Source organism: Billgrantia tianxiuensis (assembly GCF_009834345.1).
Taxonomy (GTDB): Bacteria; Pseudomonadota; Gammaproteobacteria; order Pseudomonadales; family Halomonadaceae; genus Halomonas; species Halomonas tianxiuensis.
In genome coordinates this window covers 3,722,654-3,741,203 of record NZ_CP035042.1, presented here as the reverse complement: position 1 = coordinate 3,741,203, position 18,550 = coordinate 3,722,654, and the positions used below count along the sequence as shown (strand labels likewise).

Below are 18,550 nucleotides of genomic sequence, written 5' to 3'. Positions count from 1 at the left end.
GCCGGCGCTTCGGTCACACCTTCCGGGTACCCCCATGTCCGAGCTGATCCTCAAGCAGCTGCCCGCCATAGAGGCCGTGCCGGCAGTGCAATGGAACGCACTGGTCGGCGACGATCACCCTTTCCTGCGCCACGAATTCCTGCATGCGCTCGAGGCGAGCGGGGCAGCCAGCCGTTCGACCGGCTGGCTGCCGCGCCACCTGACCCTGTGGCGCGGCGAGTCGCTGGTCGGCGCCATGCCGTACTATCACAAGTTCCACTCCTACGGCGAATACGTATTCGATTGGGCCTGGGCCGATGCCTGGGAACGTGCCGGGGGGCGCTACTATCCCAAGGGACTCACGGCGATTCCTTTCTCTCCCGTGCCGGGGCCGCGGCTGGCGCTGGCCAGCGGTGAGGATCCCCTGGCCGCGCGGAATGCGCTGGCCGCAGCGTGGGAGGGAACGGCACTGTCGAGCTGGCATCTGCTCTACGCCGAAGGCGGCGAGATCGATGCCTGGCTTGCGGTGCGCCCGAGCTGCTGGTGCGTCATGGCGTGCAGTTCCAGTGGCGCGACCAGGGCTACGGAGATTTCGACGGCTTTCTGGCCGCGCTGACCTCGAAGCGGCGAAAGTCGATACGCCGTGAGCGCCGGCGGGTGGCCGAACAGGGGCTCACGCTGCATCGCCTAGAGAGCGAGGAGATTGGCGAGCGGGAGCTGGAGCACTTCTTCCGCTGCTACGAGATCACCTACCTGGAGCGAGGGCGCCACGGCTACCTCAATCTCGATTTCTTCCGCCGCCTGCGGCGCGCCATGCCTGAAGCGCTGGTGTTGATCCAGGCGCGCCTCGATGGCCAGCCGGTGGCCGCCGCGCTTTGCCTGCAGGGACGCCGTACGCTCTACGGACGCTACTGGGGTAGCGAGGTGCTGGCCGATTGCCTGCACTTCGAGGCGTGCTACTACCAGGGCATCGAGCATTGCCTGGCGCGGGGTCTGAGCTGCTTCGACCCCGGCACCCAAGGTGAGCACAAGCTCACCCGCGGCTTCGCTCCCCGGCGGCTACGCTCGTTGCACCACCTCGCCGATCCCGGACTGCGCGCTGCCGTGGCGCGCTTCTGCGACGAGGAGCACGGCCATGTCGAAGCCTACTGCCGGGCCGCCGAGAGGGCGTTGCCGTTCAGGATATGAGGCGTTCAGGGCGTGAGCCGGGCGGGCGATGATGGCATAATGCCCGCCATTCAGATCATGAGGACGTCAGCCGATGCTCAAGTGGCTCGCCATCGCCCTGCTTCTGCTGCTGGCGCTGCTGCAGTATCGCCTGTGGCTCGGCGACGGCGGCATCCATGAGTTGCGCGAGATACGCGAGCGCGTCGCCATGCTCGATGCCGCCAACAAGCCGCTGCGTGACCGTAACGAGCGGCTGGCCGCCGAAGTGGTGGACCTCAAGACGGGGCTCGATGCCATCGAAGAGCGGGCGCGCAGCGATATCGGTATGGTGCGTACCGACGAGCAGTTCTACTGGGTACCCGGAGTGGTGATCGAGGGCAGTGTGGGGTCATCCGCGGCGGATCAGGCCGCTACTCCCCGGCAGTCGGAGGCATCGCAATGAGCGATCGGCCTGGCAGCGAGCGGCTGTGGCTGGTGGTGCCCGCGGCGGGGCGTGGGCGACGCATGGGTGCCGAGCTGCCCAAGCAGTACCTGGCGCTGGCCGGGCGGCCGGTGCTGGCGCATACCCTGTCGCGGCTGCATCAGGCCTTTCCCGAGGCGCGCCTGTGCCTGTGCCTCGATCCCGATGATGCCCACTTCGATGCGAGCTGGGTGCCCTTCGACCAGTGGCGACGCAGCCCCGGCGGCACCGAGCGAGTCGACTCGGTGCGTCAGGCACTGACGGCGCTGGCTGGCGAGGCCCGCGACGACGACCTGGTGCTGGTGCACGACGTGGCGCGTCCCTGCGTCACGGTGGCCGACCTGCAGCGGCTCTGGGCGGCCCTGCGCGAAGATTCCGCCGGCAGCCTGCTGGCCACTCCGGCAGCCGACACCATGAAGCGCGACGACGGCCACGGGCACGTGTCCCAGACCGAGTCGCGAAGCGGACTGTGGCATGCCCAGACGCCTCAGGGCTTCCGCTACGGCCTGCTGTGCCGGGCGCTGAACGAAGCCGTCGCGAGCGGCCTCGAGGTGACCGACGAGGCCTCGGCGGTGGAGGCGCTGGGGCTCAAGCCGCGGCTGGTGCCTGGTCGGCGCGACAATATCAAGATTACTCATCCGGAGGATCTCGCGCTGGCGGAGCACATTCTGGCCGCTCAGCAGGGAACGTCCTCGCCGAACCACGCCTACGAGGAGACGCCCTGAATGCTACGCATCGGCCATGGCTTCGACGTTCACCGTTTCGGTGAAGGCGACCATCTCATGATCGGTGGTGTTGCCGTCCCTTCGACCACGGCTTCGTTGCCCATTCCGATGGCGATGTCCTGCTGCATGCCATCAGCGATGCGTTGCTCGGTGCTTGTGCGCTGGGTGACATCGGCCGTCATTTTCCCGATACCGACCCAGTCTGGGCCGGTGCCGACAGCCGGGCTCTGTTGCGCCACGTGTTGGTCCTGGTGCAAGAGGCGGGCTATCGGGTCGGCAACGTCGATGCCACGGTGATCGCCCAGGCACCGAAGCTGGCGCCCCATATCGAAGCCATGCGCGAGCGTATCGCCGAGGATCTCGAACTTGACCCGGGCGCGGTCAACGTCAAGGCCACCACCAGCGAACGGCTGGGCTTCACCGGACGCGGCGAAGGCATTGCTGCCGAAGCCGTGGTTTTGCTGGCACGAGTGGGGGAGGCCAAGTGAGCGATCCCTCCCGGCCAGGCGACTGGCCTCGCGCCACCGAAGCCGATTTTGGACCGCCCGGCCCTGGCGAGTTCCGCGGCACGCCCGAGGACTTCGTGGTCGAGGAGATTCTCGGCTTCGTGCCCGAAGGGGAGGGTGAGCATCTCTGGCTATGGGTGGAGAAGCGTGGACTTACCACCCTGGAGGCGGTACGCCACCTGGCGAAGGCATCTGACGTAGCACCGCGGGCGGTGGGTTATGCCGGCATGAAGGATCGCATCGCCGTGACCCGCCAATGGCTCTCGGTGCATCTCCCGGGACGTCCGGCACCGGAGGGACTGGCCGAGCGGCTGGCCGGCTGCGGCGTGCGAGTGCTCGAGCAGGCTCGTCACCCGCGCAAGCTCAAGCGCGGCGTGCACCGCGCCAATCGCTTCTCACTGCGTATCACGGGGGCGGCACTGCAGCAGGACCTCGAAGAGCGCTGGGCGTGGCTGTGCCAACATGGCGTACCCAACCTCTTCGGACCGCAGCGCTTCGGGCCCGCAGGGCGCAACCTGGCGCGCGCGCATGCGCTGCTGGCGCGTGGCTGGCGCAAGCGTGACGATCGCGAAGGCATGCTGCTCTCCGCCGCCCGCAGCTACCTGTTCAACGAGCTCGCGGCGATGCGTCTGACGGATGACAACTGGCAGCGCCTGGTCGGGGGCGACGTGGCGATGCTCGACGGCACGGCGAGCCAATTCGGCGTCGAGACGCCCGATGCCGAGCTGGAGGCGCGTGCCCTCCGGCTCGACCTGCATCCCACTGGCGTGTTGTGGGGCGTGGGCGACTCGCTTGCCACGGGGGAGGCGGCGCGTTACGAGAGTGCCGTGGCCGAGCGCCATGCCACGCTTTGCCGGGGGCTGGAGCAGGCCGGGGTGCGCATGGCACGGCGCGCCCTGCGCATGCGTCTGGATCAGCCGCGGCTGACGCGGGAGCAAGATGGTGCGCGTCTCGACTTCCAACTGCCACGAGGCAGTTTCGCCACGGCAGTACTGCGCGAACTCATCGCCCATCCCAACTTGACGCTTTCAGCGGAGGCCTAATCGAATGCGCAGACTTCTGCTTTCCAACGATGACGGCGTACATGCACCGGGGCTGCGCGCCCTGTACGAAGCTCTGGAGCCCCATGCCCGGCTGCGGGTGGTGGCGCCCGACCGCGATCGCAGCGGCGCCAGCAATTCGCTGACCCTCAATCGGCCCCTGGCGCTGACGGCGCTGGACAACGGCTTTCACTGTGTCGACGGCACCCCGGCCGATTGTGTCTACCTGGGGGTGAACGGCGTCTGGGACGAGCGCCCCGATCTGGTGATCTCAGGCATCAATCACGGCGGCAACCTGGGCGACGACGTGCTCTATTCCGGCACCGTGGCGGCGGCCATGGAGGGGCGCAACCTGGGCATGCCGGCCATTGCCATGTCGCTGGTCGGCTCGCGCCACTTCGACACCGCCGGGCGCGTGGCGGCAAGCCTGGTGGGAGCGGCGGACCAGCTCTCGCTGCCGCCTCGCAGCCTGCTCAATGTCAACGTGCCGGACCTGCCCTGGGAGGAGATCCAGGGCTTCCGCGTGACCCGCATGGGTTACCGCGGGCCGGCGGAGCGGCCGATGGAAGTGCGCGATCCGCGTGGCCGGTTACGCTACTGGATTGCGGCCGTGGGGCAGAATGCCGATGATGGGCCGGATACCGATTTTGCCGCCATCGAGGCAGGCTACGTTTCGATTACGCCGCTGCAGACCGACCTGACGCAGCGTGCGGCCATTGCGGATGTGCAGGGCTGGCTGGATGCATTCACCTGAACGATTACCCGAGCTGCTGCGCGGTGTCGGCATGACATCGCAGCGAACGCGAGATCGCATGGTGGCTCGCCTGGCCAAGCAGGGCATCACCGACGAGCGTGTGCTCGGCGTGATGGCGGCCGAGCCGCGCCATCTTTTTCTCGATGAAGCATTGGCTCACCGTGCCTATGAGGATACCTCGCTGCCCATCGGTCATGGCCAGACGCTGTCCCAGCCGTGGATGGTGGCACGCATGACGGAGCTGGTGATGAACGAGGCGCCGCGGCGTGTGCTGGAGATCGGCACCGGCTCCGGCTACCAGACCCTGATCCTGTCGCGCCTGGTGCCGGAACTCTGGTCGGTCGAACGAATCAATGCCTTGCATCACCTGGCGGCGAAGCGGCTGCGCCTGCTCAAAGCGCACAACGCGCGTCTGCGCCTGGCCGATGGCGGCCACGGCTGGCAGGAGGCGGCCCCGTTCGATGTGGTGCTGCTCACGGCCTGCGCGCATGAGCTACCCGAGGTGCTGATCTCGCAGCTTTCCGAAGAGGGCGTGATGATCCTGCCATTGGCCGACCCGAACGGCGAACAGTGGCTGACCCGGGTGCGCCGCAGCGGTACTCAACATGACGTCCAGCGGCTGGAGCGAGTGCGCTTCGTGCCGCTGCTGCAAGGAGTGATTCGTTGAAGCGACAACTCAGCATTTTCCTCAAGGGGGCCGGAATGGGGGCGGCCGATGCGGTGCCCGGCGTTTCCGGTGGCACCATCGCCTTCGTCACGGGCATCTACGAGGAACTGATCCATACCATCAAGCAGTTCGGTCCCAGCGCCTTCACGGCGTGGCGCCGCAGTGGTCTGTCCGGCCTGTTCGTTCATCTCAACCTGATGTTCGCCATTCCGCTGCTGCTGGGTATCGGGGCCAGTCTGGTCAGCGTGGCGCACCTGGTGGTCTGGCTGATGGGCGATTATCCGCTGCTGCTCAACGGCTTCTTCTTCGGCCTGGTGGCAGCATCGGCCATCGTGGTCAGTCGCCATCCGGCGGACTGGAAGCTATGGCACCTCGTGCCGCTGATCGTAGGCCTGCTGCTGGCTCATGGACTGCCATCGCTGATGCCGTTGGTGAACCAGTTGGGGAGTCCTTCTCTGGTGCTGATCGTTGGCGGGGCGATCGCCATCAGCGCCTTGCTGCTGCCCGGCGTCTCCGGCAGCTTCCTGTTGCTGACCATGGGGCTCTATGGCACCGTGATGCAGGGCATTCGCAGCTTCGATCTCTCGCTGCTTTCGACCTTTGCCGTTGGCTGTCTGATCGGCCTGTTCGGCTTCTCGCGGCTGCTCTCCTGGCTGCTGCGCCACTATCACACCGCGACCCTGCAACTGCTGATCGGCTTCATCATCGGTTCGTTGCCGGTGCTGTGGCCCTGGCGTGAGCTGGTACGCTACCAGCTCGGCCCTGAAGGCCGGATGATCCCGCTCGACTACCGCTATCTGACGCCCGGCGACTACGCCAATCTGACCGGAGAGCCCGCCTTGCTGGTGCCGGTGGTGGTAGCCATGGTGGTCGGTGCGGCGCTGGTTCTGGTGCTGGGGCGCCATTCGGGGGGCAGTGCGCCTGGCAAGGCTGGGAACGGCTCTCACAAATCGACAGACAAGCAGGAGGGCTCCAATGCGTAAGGTATTTCTCGTCTCAGCCGTGGCCCTGGCAGTGGCTGGCTGTGCCGCCCAGCAGGAGTACGGCGCTCCTCAGGTTCGTGACCTCTCGGTGAGCCGCGAGCGCGCTCCTGCCAGTCATTACACGGTCGAGGCCGGTGATACCCTGTACGGTATCGCCTGGCGTCACGACATGGACTATCGCGATCTGGCCAGGCTCAACCAGATCGGCCCTCCCTACCGCATTCAGCCGGGCCAGCAGTTGCGCCTGAGCGATGGTGCCGCAGCGCCGTCTCCCGACACCCAGTCGCGTGAGCTGGGGGAGGCCCAGGTCGCCACGGCCACCGCGCTTGGAGGTGGAGGCACAGCCCAGACGGCCAGTGATGACTGGCTGCTGCCCGATGAGGAAGCTATCGAGCGCAATCGGCGCCTGACTGCCGAGCCTCTCCAGGGCGAGGCGAGCGTTCCCAGCGACGCCGCGTTGGCGAGTGCCGAAAGCGTTGCCGATACTCGGGCACCCGCACAGCCGGAGCCCCAAGCCCAGCCGGAACCCGAGCCAGAGCCTCGCGTGGAACCCGAGGCGGCCGTTGCGGCACAGGCCGAGCCTGAACCCCAACCCCAGCAGGACCAGTCCCAGCAGGCAGAGCCGACCCAGCCGCAGGCGGATGCTGGCACCCAAGTGGCAGGTGAGCCGGAACGTCAACCCGAAAGTGCGAGTCGTACCTATACACCGGTAGCAGAGGTGCCCTGGCAGTGGCCCGTTGACGGTGAACTGGTCGGCCGCTTCGGTGAAGGTGGAAGCATTACCGCCGGCATTGATATCGCCGGGCAAAAGGGGCAACCTGTCAGAGCAGCCGGACCCGGTATCGTGGTCTATGCCGGCAGCGGGGTGCGGGGCTACGGCAACCTCATCCTGCTCAAGCATAACGATCAGTATCTGAGCGCCTACGCCCACAACGACAGCCTCCGCGTCACGGAGAACGATGTGGTCGAGGCCGGTCAGGTCATCGCCACCATGGGCGACAGCGATGCCGAAAGCGTCAGGCTGCATTTCGAGGTGCGCAAGGATGGCCAGCCTCAGGACCCCTTGAAATACCTGCCGGAACGGTAGTCTGACAACGGTTGCCGTCGGGACATTACAGGTGGTCATGGTACCTCGCGGGTACCAATGAGGAGTCATAACAAATAGAACTCTGCGTGCTGTAAGCCATGCCAGAGCAACAGGCATTTCAGGACGAAACCACGGGGTAGCAACCGATGAGCATGCTTGAACGGGACCTTCAGGATGTTGATCTCGAGGACGTAACCGAGGCCGGCCAGGACCTCGATACGGACTCGGACACTTCGGACAGCGACGACGACGCTGCCTTCGAGAAGGCGCTGAGTCGTGAAGACAAGCACTACCACCACAGCCTCGACGCCACCCAGATCTATCTCAACGAGATCGGCTTCTCGCCTTTGCTGACGCCCGAAGAGGAGGTCTATTACGGCCGCCTGGCGCAGAAAGGCGATCCGGCCGGCCGGGCGAGGATGATCGAGTCCAACCTGCGCCTGGTGGTCAAGATCGCCCGGCGCTACCTCAATCGGGGGCTGACGCTGCTGGATCTGATCGAGGAGGGCAATCTCGGTCTGATCCGGGCGGTGGAGAAATTCGACCCCGAGCGGGGTTTCCGTTTCTCTACCTACGCCACCTGGTGGATACGCCAGACCATCGAGCGGGCGCTGATGAACCAGACGCGCACCATCCGCCTGCCGATACATGTGGTCAAGGAGCTCAACATCTACCTGCGCGCGGCCCGCGAGCTGACCCAGAAGCTGGATCACGAGGCCACGCCGGAAGAGATCGCCGACTATCTCGACAAGCCGGTCGAGTCGGTGAAGAAGATGATGGGGCTCAACGAGCGTGTCTCCTCGGTGGACTATCCGATGGGTGGCGAGAGCGACAAGCCGCTGATCGAGACCCTGGCCGACGACAACGAGCAGGGCCCCGAATCGTCGTTGGTCGATGTCGATGTCAAGCAGCACGTCGACGAATGGCTGGCGGAGCTGACCGAGAAGCAGATGGAAGTGGTGGTACGACGCTTCGGGCTGCGCGGGCACGAGGCGGCGACGCTGGAAGAGGTTGGCGATGAGATCGGCCTGACCCGCGAGAGGGTGCGCCAGATCCAGGTGGAGGCGCTCAAGAAGTTGCGCCGCGTTCTTGAGAAACAGGGGCTCTCGATGGACAACATCTTCAACGAATAATCGCCACGTCAGGAGAAGGCAGCCGACCATTAGGTCGGCTGCATATTTTCTGCATGCTGTTGGGGTATCATTAGCGTCCTCATGATGCAGGGATGAAAAAGGGAAAAGAACATATGCTTCGCCCACCTTTCGCACGACGCTTTCCACGCCGCGGCCTGGCAGTTCTCGTCGGTTTCCTCATGGCCGGCAATGCCCAGGCCGCCGATCTCTGGACCATCGCCCAGGATGCGCTGGACAACGACGCCGAACTCTCTTCCACCCAGGCCGGCTTCCGGGCCACCGAAGCTGCTCGCGACGTGCAGCGCGGTACGCTGCTGCCGCAAATCTCAGTGGGCGGCAACGCATCGCATTCACGGGTCTACAACAGTGCCAACGGCACGTTCCAGACCCCGCCAGGCGAGGGTGCTCCGGGAGGCGGTTCCCCTTTCGCCCAGGACGATACGGTCAATTCCATCGGCCTGAGCCTGGACGCCGAGCAGGCACTCTACGACCCCAGCCGCCGTGCCCAGCTCGAGCGGGCCGAGCGTGAGATCGATCGTGATGCCCTGGGCGTCGATGCGGCCACCCAACAGCTGCTTTTCAACGTGGCCAACGCCTACTTCGAAATCCTCCGGGCCCACGATGTCCTCAGTGCGCGACGTGCCCAGGAGGTGGCTATCAGCCGGCAGTTGGAACAGGCCCGTGAGCGCTTCGAGGTAGGCCTGATCGCGATCACCGACGTGCACGAGGCACAGGCTTCCTACGACCTGGCCCGTGCCCAGCGTATTGCCGCGGAGGGGGCCATGCAGGTCAGCTTCGAGGCGCTGGAGCGTTTGACCGGGCACCGCTACGACAGCATCGATGCGCTGGACGAGGATGTGCCCATCACCCCTCCCGAGCCGGCCGACCGTGAAGAGTGGGTAGCACTGGCGATGGCCAACAGTCCGCTGGTGCTGGCGGCCGAGGCCGGTATCGAAGTAGCGCGCAGCAGCGTCGAGGTGGCCCGCGCCGGCCAGCGACCAGTGGTGTCGGCCTTCGCCAACTATGGCTGGACGGACAGCGATCGTACGGGGGCGGATTATCAGTCGGAGAGCCAGGTCGGACTGCGTGCCAGTCTGCCGCTCTATACCGGTGGCTCGACTCAGGCGCAGATCCGCCAGAGCGGGTTTCTGCTCGAAGCCAGCCAGTACGACTTCGAAGCGCAGCGGCGCGATACCATCCAGCAGGTGCGCTCCTCCTTCACCCTGGCCAACAACAACGTCGAGACCGTCGAGGCGCGGCGGCAGGCGATCGTTTCCAACCAGAGCGCCCTCGAGGCGACCCGTTCGGGTTACGAAGTAGGAACGCGCAACATCGTCGATGTCCTCAACGCCGAGCAGAACCTGTTCAACGCCATTGCCGAGCATGCCGAGGCACGTTACGACTATGTGCTCAGCCTGTTGCAGCTTCAGCTGCAGGCCGGGTTGCTCGGGCCGGACTCGATCCAGGCCGTCAACGCCTGGCTCTCCGAGCAGGAGCGGGTATCGTTGGAATTACCTGACGAAGCGAATAACAATCCGGTCATGAACATCGGTGAACGTCCTCGAGCACCATCATGATAAATTGCTGTGTATCGTGAGAAATTGGGCATTATGTTTCGAGAGCCACCGAGAAATCGGTGGTTTTCTTCGTGAAATGGCTATGCATATGAAAGATAATCTTTCGCCGTTTCACTCTTTGGGAGGTTGTCATGGCGAGGCCCCTGGTCGCCGATATCGATCTTGACGCCTTGCGTCACAACTATGCGCTGGCTCGTGGACTGGCCGGCGACAGCCAGGCCTTGGCGGTCATCAAGGCCGATGCGTACGGGCATGGCGCCGTGGCCTGTGCCCGCGCCCTGGAGTCGCTGCCTGAGGGTGAGCGTCCGCCCGCCTTCGCCGTGGCTTGCCTGGAGGAAGCCGAGGCCTTGCGCCTGGGTGGCATCGAGTCGCCCATCGTATTGCTCGAAGGCATTTTCGAGGCGGCGGAGCTGGCTCGCGTCGAGGCGCTCGGGCTGTGGATGGCGGTGCATAGCGAGTGGCAGCTCCAGGCCTTGCTGGAGCATCGTCCGGCCCGGCCGATCCCAGTCTGGGTCAAGGTCGACTCCGGCATGCACCGGCTGGGCTTTGCCCCCGAGCAGGTGGAATCGGTGTGGCAGCGCCTGGCGGCTGTCCCCGAGTATGCCACCGGCCTGCAACTGATGAGTCACTTCGCCACTGCCGATGCCGTCGATGCCGGTTACTTCGAGACCCAACTGGAACGCATGCGCGACCTGGCGCAGCGCTTGAAGGCACCGCTGTGCCTGGCAAACTCCCCGGCCACCCTGGCCTGGCCGCAGTCCCATGGCAGTTGGGTCCGGCCCGGAGTAATGCTGTATGGCAGCGATCCGCTGGAACGACCCAGCGAGGCCAGCCGCCGGCTGCAGCCGGTGATGACGCTTCGCTCCGAGATCATTGCCCTGCGTGACCTGGCGGAGGGTGAGCCGGTAGGCTATGCCGGTCGCTGGCGGGCGCCGCGGCCATCGCGCATTGCAGTGGTGGCTTGCGGCTATGGCGACGGCTATGATCGGCATGCCGTCGATGGCACGCCGGTACTGGTGGCCGGGCGGTGCACGGCGATTGCCGGCAAGGTTTCGATGGATATGCTGACGGTGGACGTCACCGACATACCCGAGGCCCGGATCGGCAGCGAGGTGATTCTATGGGGCAGGTCCCGCCATGGGGCGGTGCTATCGGTCGATGAGGTGGCACGCCACTGCGATACCATCAGCTACACGCTGCTGACCGGTGTCCTACCCCGGGTGCCCAGGCGCTATCACGGCATGGCCGATCCCGGCACCCTCGTCATGAACAGGACTTGAACGGAACCCTGCATGTCCAAGCGCAATTGGCCCGCATCTTTCGCCCACCCACGGTTCTGGCCGGCCTGGATGGCCATCGGCGCCATGCGGGCAAGTGCCTGGCTACCCTGGCGGCTCAAGCTGGCCATCGGTCGTGGCCTGGGCATGCTGGCCTGGTGGGCCGTGCCGCGCCGTCGGCACATCGTCGATACCAACCTGCGCCTGAGTTTCCCGGAGCTTGGTGAGAACGAGCGCGACAGGCTGGTGCGCGAGACCTTCAAGGCCAACGGCATCGGCATTCTCGAAACCGCTACCGGGTGGTGTCGCGACCCCAAGCATCTGCGTCACCGGGTCACCTACAAGGGCCGGCATCATATGGAGCGGGCTCAGGCCCAGGGCAAGGGCGTATTGATCGTGGGCATCCACTTCTCCACGCTGGATCTGGGCGGGGCCTTGCATTCGCTCTACTTTCCCTCCGACGTGGTCTACCGGCCCCACAACAACCCGCTATTCGACCGTTTCATGACCCGGGCGCGCAGCCGCATCTTCGGTGAGGCGATAGATCGTCACGACCTGCGTGGCGTGGTACGCAGGATCAAGGCGGGGCATATCGTCTGGTACTCGCCGGATCAGGACTTCGGGCGCGACGTCAGCGTCTTCGCGCCGCTATTCGGCGTCGAGGCGGCGACGATCCGCCTGACCGCCAAGATCGCACGAATGACCGGCGCGCCGGTGGTACCGCTGATGTTCCACCGCAACCCCGACGATCGCACCTACACCATCGAGTGCCGCCCGCCACTCGAGGACTTCCCTAGTGGCGACGAGGTACGCGATGCCACTCTCGTCAACGCCTTCATCGAGGAGGCGATCCGCAAGCACCCCGAGCAGTACATGTGGCTGCATCGGCGCTTCAAGACCCGGCCGGAAGGCGAGCCTGGCTTCTATTGAAAGCAGCATGTTTCCGTGGCATGCGCTGGGATACAAGGCGTCACTGGCAGTTACTTGACGATTCGGTCAGCTCACGCAAGGCTGAAAGGCACCTGTTTGGGTAACTGCGCCGAAGGAGAGTTGGCGCCAAGACAGTCAAGGAGGTCTGTTATGCTCGGCAATGCCATGCTGTTTCTTATCATCGCCATCATTGCGGGGGTGCTTGGTTTCACCGGCATCGCAGGTGCGGCCACCACCATCGCTCAGATTCTGTTCTTCCTGTTCATCGTGCTGTTCATCGTTTCGCTGATCACTGGAAGACGACCGTGACCCTCTCCACAATATGAGTGGGCTGCAACGACAAGAGGCCTCGCCAACGGCGAGGCCTCTTGCTTGGTAGTGCATCCTCAGGCGTCGATGCGCTTGTACTTCATGCGATGCGGGGTATCGTTGCCGACCCGCTTGCGGTGATCCGCCTCGTACTCGGTGTAGTTGCCCTCGAAGAATTCCACGTGGGAATCGCCTTCAAACGCCAGGATGTGGGTGGCGATCCGGTCGAGGAACCAGCGGTCGTGCGAGATCACCAGGGCACAGCCGGGGAAGGCCAGCAGGGCCTCTTCCAGGGCGCGCAGGGTCTCGATGTCGAGGTCGTTGGACGGTTCGTCGAGCAGCAGCACGTTAGCGCCCTGCTTGAGGGTCTGGGCCAGCTGCAGGCGGCCACGTTCGCCGCCGGAGAGGTCCTTGAGGAACTTCTGCTGGTCGTTGCCCTTGAAGTTGAAGCGACCGACGTAGGCGCGCGAGGAGACCTCGTAACCGTTGATGTTGAGGATGTCCTGGCCGTCGGAGACCGCTTCCCACACCGTCTGCTTGTCGTCGAGCGCGTCGCGCAGCTGCTCGACGTAGGCGATGTCGACGGTCTCACCGATCACCACCTCGCCGTTGTCCGGTTGTTCCTTGCCGGTGATCAGCTTGAACAACGTGGACTTACCGGCGCCGTTGCCGCCGATGATGCCGACGATGGCGCCCTTGGGCACGCTGAAGGAGAGATCCTCGTAGAGCAGCTTGTCCTCGAAGCGCTTGGACACGCCGTGGAACTCGATCACCTTGTCGCCCAGACGCGGGCCGGGCGGAATGTAGATCTCGTTGGTCTCGTTGCGCTTCTGGAAGTCGCCGGACTGCATCTCCTCGAAGCGATTGAGGCGCGCCTTGCTCTTGGCCTGACGGCCCTTGGCATTGGAGCGCACCCACTCCAGCTCGTGCTTGATCGCCTTCTGGCGCGAGGCTTCCTGCTTGGCTTCCTGTTCCAGACGCTTCTCCTTCGATTCCAGCCACTGCGAGTAGTTGCCTTCGAAGGGAATGCCGTGCCCGCGGTCGAGTTCGAGTATCCAGCCGGCCACGTTATCAAGGAAGTAGCGGTCGTGGGTGATCGCCACCACCGTGCCCGGATAGTCGTGCAGGAAGCGCTCGAGCCAGGCTACCGATTCGGCGTCCAGGTGGTTGGTGGGCTCGTCGAGCAGCAGCATGTCGGGGTTGGAGAGCAGCAGTCGACACAGGGCCACGCGACGACGCTCGCCGCCGGAGAGGTGGCCCACCTGAGCCTCCCAGGGCGGCAGGCGCAGCGCCTCGGCGGCGACTTCCAGCTTGCGCTCGAGGTTATGTGCATCGGCGGCCTCGATGATGTTCTCCAGACGCGCCTGCTCGGCGGCCAGGGCATCGAAGTCGGCGTCCGGCTCGGCGTAGGCGGCATAGACGGCATCGAGCTTGGCCTGTGCTTCCTTGATCTCGCCCAGTGCCTCTTCCACGGTCTCGCGCACGTTCTTGTCGTCGTCGAGCTGCGGCTCCTGGGGCAGGTAACCGATGTTGATGCCGGGCATGGGGCGCGCCTCGCCCTCATGCTCCTTGTCGACGCCGGCCATGATGCGCAGCAGGGTCGATTTGCCAGCACCGTTGAGGCCCAGCACGCCGATCTTGGCGCCCGGGAAGAAGGACAGCGAGATATCCTTGAGAATCTGTTTCTTGGGCGGAACGACCTTGCCCACCCGATTCATGGTGAAGACGTATTGCGCCATGGAATTCCACTGGGGTTGAGGGTTTCAGTGGCCACGATGATAGTGGCCGTACAGGGCAAAGGCCAGCGCCGTAGCGCTTGGTGTCTCGGGGATGGGCCACAAGGCGGGGCTTGGGGCGAATTCGACGAGGCATCCGGGGATGCCTCGTGGCAGGTGCCGTCGACTACTCCTCTTCTTCCTCTTCGTCGAGGAGCATCCAGTCGTCCTCGATGGCGCGCTGCAGGCGCCGCTCTTCGAGCAGGGCCTCGACGCGGCGTCGGGCACGCAGGGTGTCGGCGCGGCTCGAGGCGCGGGGACGCACGTACTCGTCGTCGTTCACCGCTTCGAGGAATTCATCGTCGTCGTGAGAGTCGTTGACAAGGGGTTCATGGCTCATGCGAAATCCTCCCATGGCCCGGTGTCGACCGCTCGGCGATCGACGTGTCGCACTTTCGCTTCGCGTCCGAAGCGACGGACCTGAAGCGCCATCGGTACCAATGATTGGCACCTGACGGCTATATATATCCGGGAGGCGACGAGAGCAAGCCCTGCGTGAAATTTTTTTGCGTGACCGAAGGTATCAGGAGAGGCCGTGTTCGGCCTTGAGCCGCTCAAGCTCCATTTGTGCCTCGACGCGCTCCGTGACGTCCTTCTGTATCCCGATGAAATAGGTCAGGTTGTCGTCGGTATCGAAGACCGGGGTGATCGACAGCTCGTTCCAGAACAGGGTGCCGTCCTTGCGGTAGTTGCGCAGTACCTCACGACACGGGCGCCCCTCGCTGAGGGCCTTGCGGATCTTGTCGAGGGCGGGCTGAGCGCGGTCCTCTCCCTGCAGGAAGCGGCAATCCTGGTAGAGAATCTCGTCGGCACTATAGCCGGTGAGCCGCTCGAAGCCCTGGTTGACGTAGATGAGGATGTTATCGTCACCCTCCTGTTCGGCGACCACGATGCCGTCTTCCGAGGCATTGACGATGCGCTCCAACAGTTCCGGGCTGATCAATGGGGTGCGTTTCATTCGAAGCATTCCTGGCTGAGTCTAGGCAGTCATGTAATTTTATTATGCTATAGCGCCTGCGAGCCTATTGCTCGACTTCCGGCAAGCGCGCGGCCGAGGCGGCGGCGGCCAGTGCCATGAAGGCCAGGGCCACCAGCAGCGAGGCGGTGCCCAGCCACTGTGCCAACACTCCTGTCGCACCGCCCACCAGCAACATCATGCCGCCGGTAAGAGTGTTCGAGAGAGCGACATAGAGGGCACGCCGGTCCTGCCCCGCCATGTCGACCAGATAGGTCTTGCGACCCAGGCGCACGCCGGCATGGGCGATGACAAGCAGAGCATAGACGATGGCGTAGGGCCATACCGTTTGCGTCCACTCGCCCGGCAGCCAGGCGATACCGGCACCGAGCAGACAGCAGGTCGCGGCTCCCAAGCCGGTGTCGCGCAGCACGTTGCGGCTCGAGGCGTCGGCGCGTTTGCCCCAGACCGGGTTGGCCAGCATGCCCGCAACACCCGATACCACGACCAGCACGCCCAGGCCGCCCAGCTCGGCGCCGCTCTGCTGTTGGCCGAGCAGGGCGACGTAAGGTAGCGCCAGGGCGCTGGCCAGCAGCAGCGAGCGCGACAGGTTGAAGTGCAGGAAATCGCGATCGTCACGTAGCAGGCGCAGCCCGAGCTTGATACTGCTCCAGGCGTTCTCACCGCCCTCCACCGCGCCGGGCTCCTCCTTGATGCGTGCCGCGCACGCGGCGTTGAGCAGCCAGCCCAGGGCGGCGACTCCCAGCAGAACCGCGAGGGCCAGCTCGCCAGGGCGATCCTCGAACAGCATCAGGGTGCCGCCGGCGGCCAAGGTCACGGCGCCGGCGACACTGCCGCTCCAGCCCATCAGGTTGCCGCGTCGGCCCTTGGCGATGGTCTTGCCCAACACGTCCTTGGTGGCGATGGAGGAGAGCCCTCGGGCCAGCGACAGGGCGATCAGCGTGGCCAGCACCAGGGCACCGCCCAGGCTGCCCTGGCCATACAGGGCGAGCAAGGCGAGAATCGCGGCGGCCAAGGCCTGGATGACACCACCGACCACCCACGCCCATTTGCGCTGCGGCTTGAGGCGGATGAAGCCGGCGACGAACAGTTGCGGCAGCAGCGCGCCCGACTCACGAATCGGTACCAGCAGCCCGACCATCCACAGCGGAGCGCCGATGACTCCGAGCAGCCAGGGCAGTACCAACCTGGCGCTGGAGAGTTCGTCGGCCAGCTTGTTGCCCAGGGCGGCGAACAGGTGCAGGAAGAAGTTGTGCGGCTGCTCGCGGCACGCTGCGTCGGGAATGTCCTTGCACATGCGGCTGTCGTCGTCACCCGTCAACCATTCGTAGAGACGCGACTGACTGATCTCGCGTTCGGCCATTCAGGCTCCTTGGCTGCTATTATCTCCATTCCATTGTTGCGACAGGGTGGTCCGCATGTCACGCATCCGCATTCATTACTGTACCCAATGCCAGTGGCTGCTGCGCAGCGCCTGGCTGGCTCAGGAGCTGCTTTCCACCTTCGGCGAGGAACTGGAGGAGGTGGCGCTGGTACCCTCCCACGGGGGCTACTTCGAAATCTTCTACGACGACGAGTCGTTGTGGGAGCGCAAGCGCGACGGCGGCTTTCCCGACAGCAAGCAGCTCAAGCAGCGGGTGCGTGACCGGCTCGACCCCGGGCGGGATCTGGGGCATATCGATCGATGAGGGCTATTACGACGAGGGTGGATACCTTGCGCCAGGATCGCGAGGCGATGCTTTTCGGCCTGGGGGCAGTGGCGCTGTGGTCGACCGTTGCCACCGCCTTCAAGGTGGCCCTGGCCTACATGTCGCCGCTGGAACTGATGTGGCTGGCGTCGCTGGTGTCGTGGCTGTTGATGGGGGTGATGGTGGTTCGCCAGGGCCTGCTCGGCGAGGCGTTGCGGCATGGCTGGCGCACCGCGGCCTGGGCTGGCTTGATGAACCCGGTGGCCTACTATCTGGTGCTGTTCGGCGCCTACGACCGCCTGCCGGGGCAGGAGGCCATGGCGCTCAACTACACCTGGGCGCTGGCCATGGCCTTTCTCGCGGTGCCTATCCTGGGGCAACGGCTCACGCGCATCGACGTGCTGGCGGGGCTGGTCGCCTACTCGGGCGTGTGGGTGATCGCCACGCGGGGGCAGGTGCTCGACGTGGCCTTTGCCGATCCGCTGGGCGTGGGGCTGGCCCTGGGCTCGACGCTGCTGTGGGCGCTCTACTGGCTGCTCAATGTGCGCGACGCCCGCCCGCCGCTGGTGGCCCAGTGGCAAAACTTCAGCGTCGGCCTGCCGGTGCTCACGTTGCTGATGCTGATTGGCCCCGGCTTTTCCTGGCACGGCTGGGCGGCCGTGGGCGCTGGGGTCTATGTCGGCCTGTTCGAGATGGGCATCGCCTTCGTGCTGTGGCAGATGGCCATGCATCGGGTGTCGCGCACGGCCAAGGTCTCGAACCTGATCTTCCTGTCGCCGCCAGTGTCGCTGCTGCTGCTTTACCTGGTGGTAGGCGAGCCGATCCTCGTCTCCACCCTGGTCGGGCTGGTGCTGATCCTCGGCGGGCTCGGCCTGCAGCAGTGGCAGAAGGCGCCGGCGGTGGCTCAGGAGAGTAGCTGATACTCGAAGAGGAGTTGCTTGAAGTCCTGGCGCTGATGGGCGAAGAGGTAGATCGAGATCTGCGGTGGCTCGCCCCAGACGCGGTAGATGACACGATAGCCATCGATGAGTAGCTCACGGTAGTGGCTGATGCCCAGCTCCAGGGCCAGTCGGCAGACAGGATAGATATGGGGTTGAGTCGTGAGCCGCTCGAGACTGGTCGTGACGAGATCATGTGAGATCTTCTCGACACGGGGCAGCGAGAGTTCGAGCTGGTCCAGCAGGAAGTTTTCGCAGGATTCCAGGGAGAGCTCAGCCGTAGTTTCGAAGACCACTCGGTGTGGCGTGGTCACGATGATTCGCCACGACGTGCCTCGTGTCTGGCCTCGAGTCGAGTCATGAACTCCTCGGCGCTCATGGTCTTGCCTTGTTCACGGCTCTTCTCGCCCAGGCTCAGCAGCTTGAGCAAGGCGATGGCCTGCTCGCGACGCTCGTGGGCGGCATAGGACTCCACCACGTAGGTGGGCTTGCCCTTTTGAGTGATGACCAAGGGCTCCTCGACGTTGAGTGTGGCCGCATTTTGCTTGAGGTAGCTTATGGTCTCGGTGCGCATGAGGG

The 18,550-nt window shown here is 64.9% G+C and carries 20 protein-coding genes and 2 pseudogenes; 16 read left to right on the top strand and 6 right to left on the bottom strand.

From position 1 onward, the window contains the following. The first annotated feature begins 34 nt into the window (after positions 1–34). The 14 genes and pseudogenes from EKK97_RS17485 (at position 35) to EKK97_RS17420 (ending at position 12,594) form a co-directional block, all read left to right on the top strand. A pseudogene (locus EKK97_RS17485) lies at positions 35–1,167 on the top strand (GNAT family N-acetyltransferase). A 73-nt stretch (positions 1,168–1,240) separates the two neighbouring features. After that, positions 1,241–1,588: a cell division protein FtsB gene (gene ftsB, locus EKK97_RS17480; RefSeq protein WP_159553819.1), complete on the top strand. Its 348-nt coding sequence runs from the start codon at positions 1,241–1,243 to the stop codon at positions 1,586–1,588. Next, the gene (ispD, locus tag EKK97_RS17475) at positions 1,585–2,331 is read left to right on the top strand and encodes a 2-C-methyl-D-erythritol 4-phosphate cytidylyltransferase (RefSeq protein ID WP_159553817.1); all 747 of its coding nucleotides are present in this window, start codon (positions 1,585–1,587) and stop codon (positions 2,329–2,331) included. The genes ftsB and ispD overlap by 4 nt, the downstream gene beginning before the upstream one ends. Then, positions 2,332–2,819 (top strand): annotated as a pseudogene (gene ispF, locus EKK97_RS17470) (2-C-methyl-D-erythritol 2,4-cyclodiphosphate synthase). Beyond that, positions 2,816–3,880 (top strand): tRNA pseudouridine(13) synthase TruD, encoded by a 1,065-nt coding sequence (gene truD, locus EKK97_RS17465; RefSeq protein WP_159553815.1) that lies wholly within the window; start codon positions 2,816–2,818, stop codon positions 3,878–3,880. Before ispF ends, truD begins: the two are co-directional and overlap by 4 nt. A 4-nt stretch (positions 3,881–3,884) precedes the next feature. Further along, on the top strand, positions 3,885–4,631 hold the full coding sequence (surE, locus tag EKK97_RS17460) for a 5'/3'-nucleotidase SurE (RefSeq protein ID WP_159553813.1): 747 nt from the start codon (positions 3,885–3,887) through the stop codon (positions 4,629–4,631). Beyond that, entirely contained in the window at positions 4,618–5,298 is a 681-nt protein-coding gene (locus EKK97_RS17455) for a protein-L-isoaspartate(D-aspartate) O-methyltransferase (protein WP_159553811.1), read from the top strand. The genes surE and EKK97_RS17455 overlap by 14 nt, the downstream gene beginning before the upstream one ends. Continuing rightward, positions 5,295–6,281 carry a DUF368 domain-containing protein gene (locus tag EKK97_RS17450; RefSeq protein WP_159553809.1) on the top strand — a complete coding sequence of 329 codons (987 nt, stop codon included), beginning with the start codon at positions 5,295–5,297 and terminating at the stop codon, positions 6,279–6,281. Before EKK97_RS17455 ends, EKK97_RS17450 begins: the two co-directional genes overlap by 4 nt. Next, positions 6,274–7,368, top strand: a complete 1,095-nt coding sequence (locus tag EKK97_RS17445) for a peptidoglycan DD-metalloendopeptidase family protein (RefSeq protein WP_159553807.1) — start codon at positions 6,274–6,276, stop codon at positions 7,366–7,368. The genes EKK97_RS17450 and EKK97_RS17445 overlap by 8 nt, the downstream gene beginning before the upstream one ends. A 146-nt stretch (positions 7,369–7,514) precedes the next feature. Further along, positions 7,515–8,501, top strand: a complete 987-nt coding sequence (rpoS, locus tag EKK97_RS17440) for an RNA polymerase sigma factor RpoS (RefSeq protein ID WP_159553805.1) — start codon at positions 7,515–7,517, stop codon at positions 8,499–8,501. A gap of 113 nt (positions 8,502–8,614) precedes the next feature. Beyond that, positions 8,615–10,078 (top strand): TolC family outer membrane protein, encoded by a 1,464-nt coding sequence (locus tag EKK97_RS17435; protein ID WP_159553803.1) that lies wholly within the window; start codon positions 8,615–8,617, stop codon positions 10,076–10,078. A 131-nt stretch (positions 10,079–10,209) separates the two neighbouring features. Beyond that, positions 10,210–11,358, top strand: a complete 1,149-nt coding sequence (gene alr / locus EKK97_RS17430; RefSeq protein WP_159553801.1) for an alanine racemase — start codon at positions 10,210–10,212, stop codon at positions 11,356–11,358. A gap of 12 nt (positions 11,359–11,370) precedes the next feature. Beyond that, positions 11,371–12,285 (top strand): LpxL/LpxP family Kdo(2)-lipid IV(A) lauroyl/palmitoleoyl acyltransferase, encoded by a 915-nt coding sequence (lpxL, locus tag EKK97_RS17425; RefSeq protein ID WP_159553799.1) that lies wholly within the window; start codon positions 11,371–11,373, stop codon positions 12,283–12,285. 150 nt (positions 12,286–12,435) lie between these two features. Beyond that, positions 12,436–12,594, top strand: coding sequence for a DUF1328 domain-containing protein (locus tag EKK97_RS17420; protein WP_159553797.1), 159 nt, complete (start codon positions 12,436–12,438; stop codon positions 12,592–12,594). Positions 12,595–12,671: 77 nt separating this feature from the next. Here the strand turns inward: EKK97_RS17420 and ettA are convergent, their stop codons facing one another. The 4 genes from ettA to EKK97_RS17400 all read right to left on the bottom strand — a co-directional run bounded on the left by ettA (position 12,672) and on the right by EKK97_RS17400 (position 16,708). Beyond that, positions 12,672–14,333 carry an energy-dependent translational throttle protein EttA gene (ettA, locus tag EKK97_RS17415; RefSeq protein WP_159553795.1) on the bottom strand — a complete coding sequence of 554 codons (1,662 nt, stop codon included), beginning with the start codon at positions 14,331–14,333 and terminating at the stop codon, positions 12,672–12,674. A gap of 163 nt (positions 14,334–14,496) precedes the next feature. Then, positions 14,497–14,709 (bottom strand): PA3496 family putative envelope integrity protein, encoded by a 213-nt coding sequence (locus EKK97_RS17410; protein WP_159553793.1) that lies wholly within the window; start codon positions 14,707–14,709, stop codon positions 14,497–14,499. Positions 14,710–14,892: 183 nt separating this feature from the next. Next, positions 14,893–15,327: a PAS domain-containing protein gene (locus EKK97_RS17405; protein WP_159553791.1), complete on the bottom strand. Its 435-nt coding sequence runs from the start codon at positions 15,325–15,327 to the stop codon at positions 14,893–14,895. 64 nt (positions 15,328–15,391) lie between these two features. Beyond that, positions 15,392–16,708 (bottom strand): MFS transporter, encoded by a 1,317-nt coding sequence (locus EKK97_RS17400; RefSeq protein WP_159553789.1) that lies wholly within the window; start codon positions 16,706–16,708, stop codon positions 15,392–15,394. Between the two features lie 55 nt (positions 16,709–16,763). On the opposite strand from EKK97_RS17400, the gene EKK97_RS17395 reads away from it, so the two are divergent. Beyond that, entirely contained in the window at positions 16,764–17,033 is a 270-nt protein-coding gene (locus EKK97_RS17395) for an Rdx family protein (RefSeq protein WP_086509404.1), read from the top strand. A 26-nt stretch (positions 17,034–17,059) separates the two neighbouring features. After that, entirely contained in the window at positions 17,060–17,953 is an 894-nt protein-coding gene (locus EKK97_RS17390; protein WP_159553787.1) for a DMT family transporter, read from the top strand. Here the strand turns inward: EKK97_RS17390 and EKK97_RS17385 are convergent. Continuing rightward, positions 17,938–18,285, bottom strand: coding sequence for a type II toxin-antitoxin system RelE/ParE family toxin (locus tag EKK97_RS17385; RefSeq protein ID WP_159553785.1), 348 nt, complete (start codon positions 18,283–18,285; stop codon positions 17,938–17,940). The genes EKK97_RS17390 and EKK97_RS17385 overlap by 16 nt on opposite strands. Next, complete coding sequence (locus EKK97_RS17380) at positions 18,282–18,545, bottom strand: type II toxin-antitoxin system Phd/YefM family antitoxin (protein ID WP_159553783.1); 264 nt, start codon at positions 18,543–18,545, stop codon at positions 18,282–18,284. Before EKK97_RS17380 ends, EKK97_RS17385 begins: the two co-directional genes overlap by 4 nt. Between the last annotated feature and the right edge of the window lie 5 nt (positions 18,546–18,550).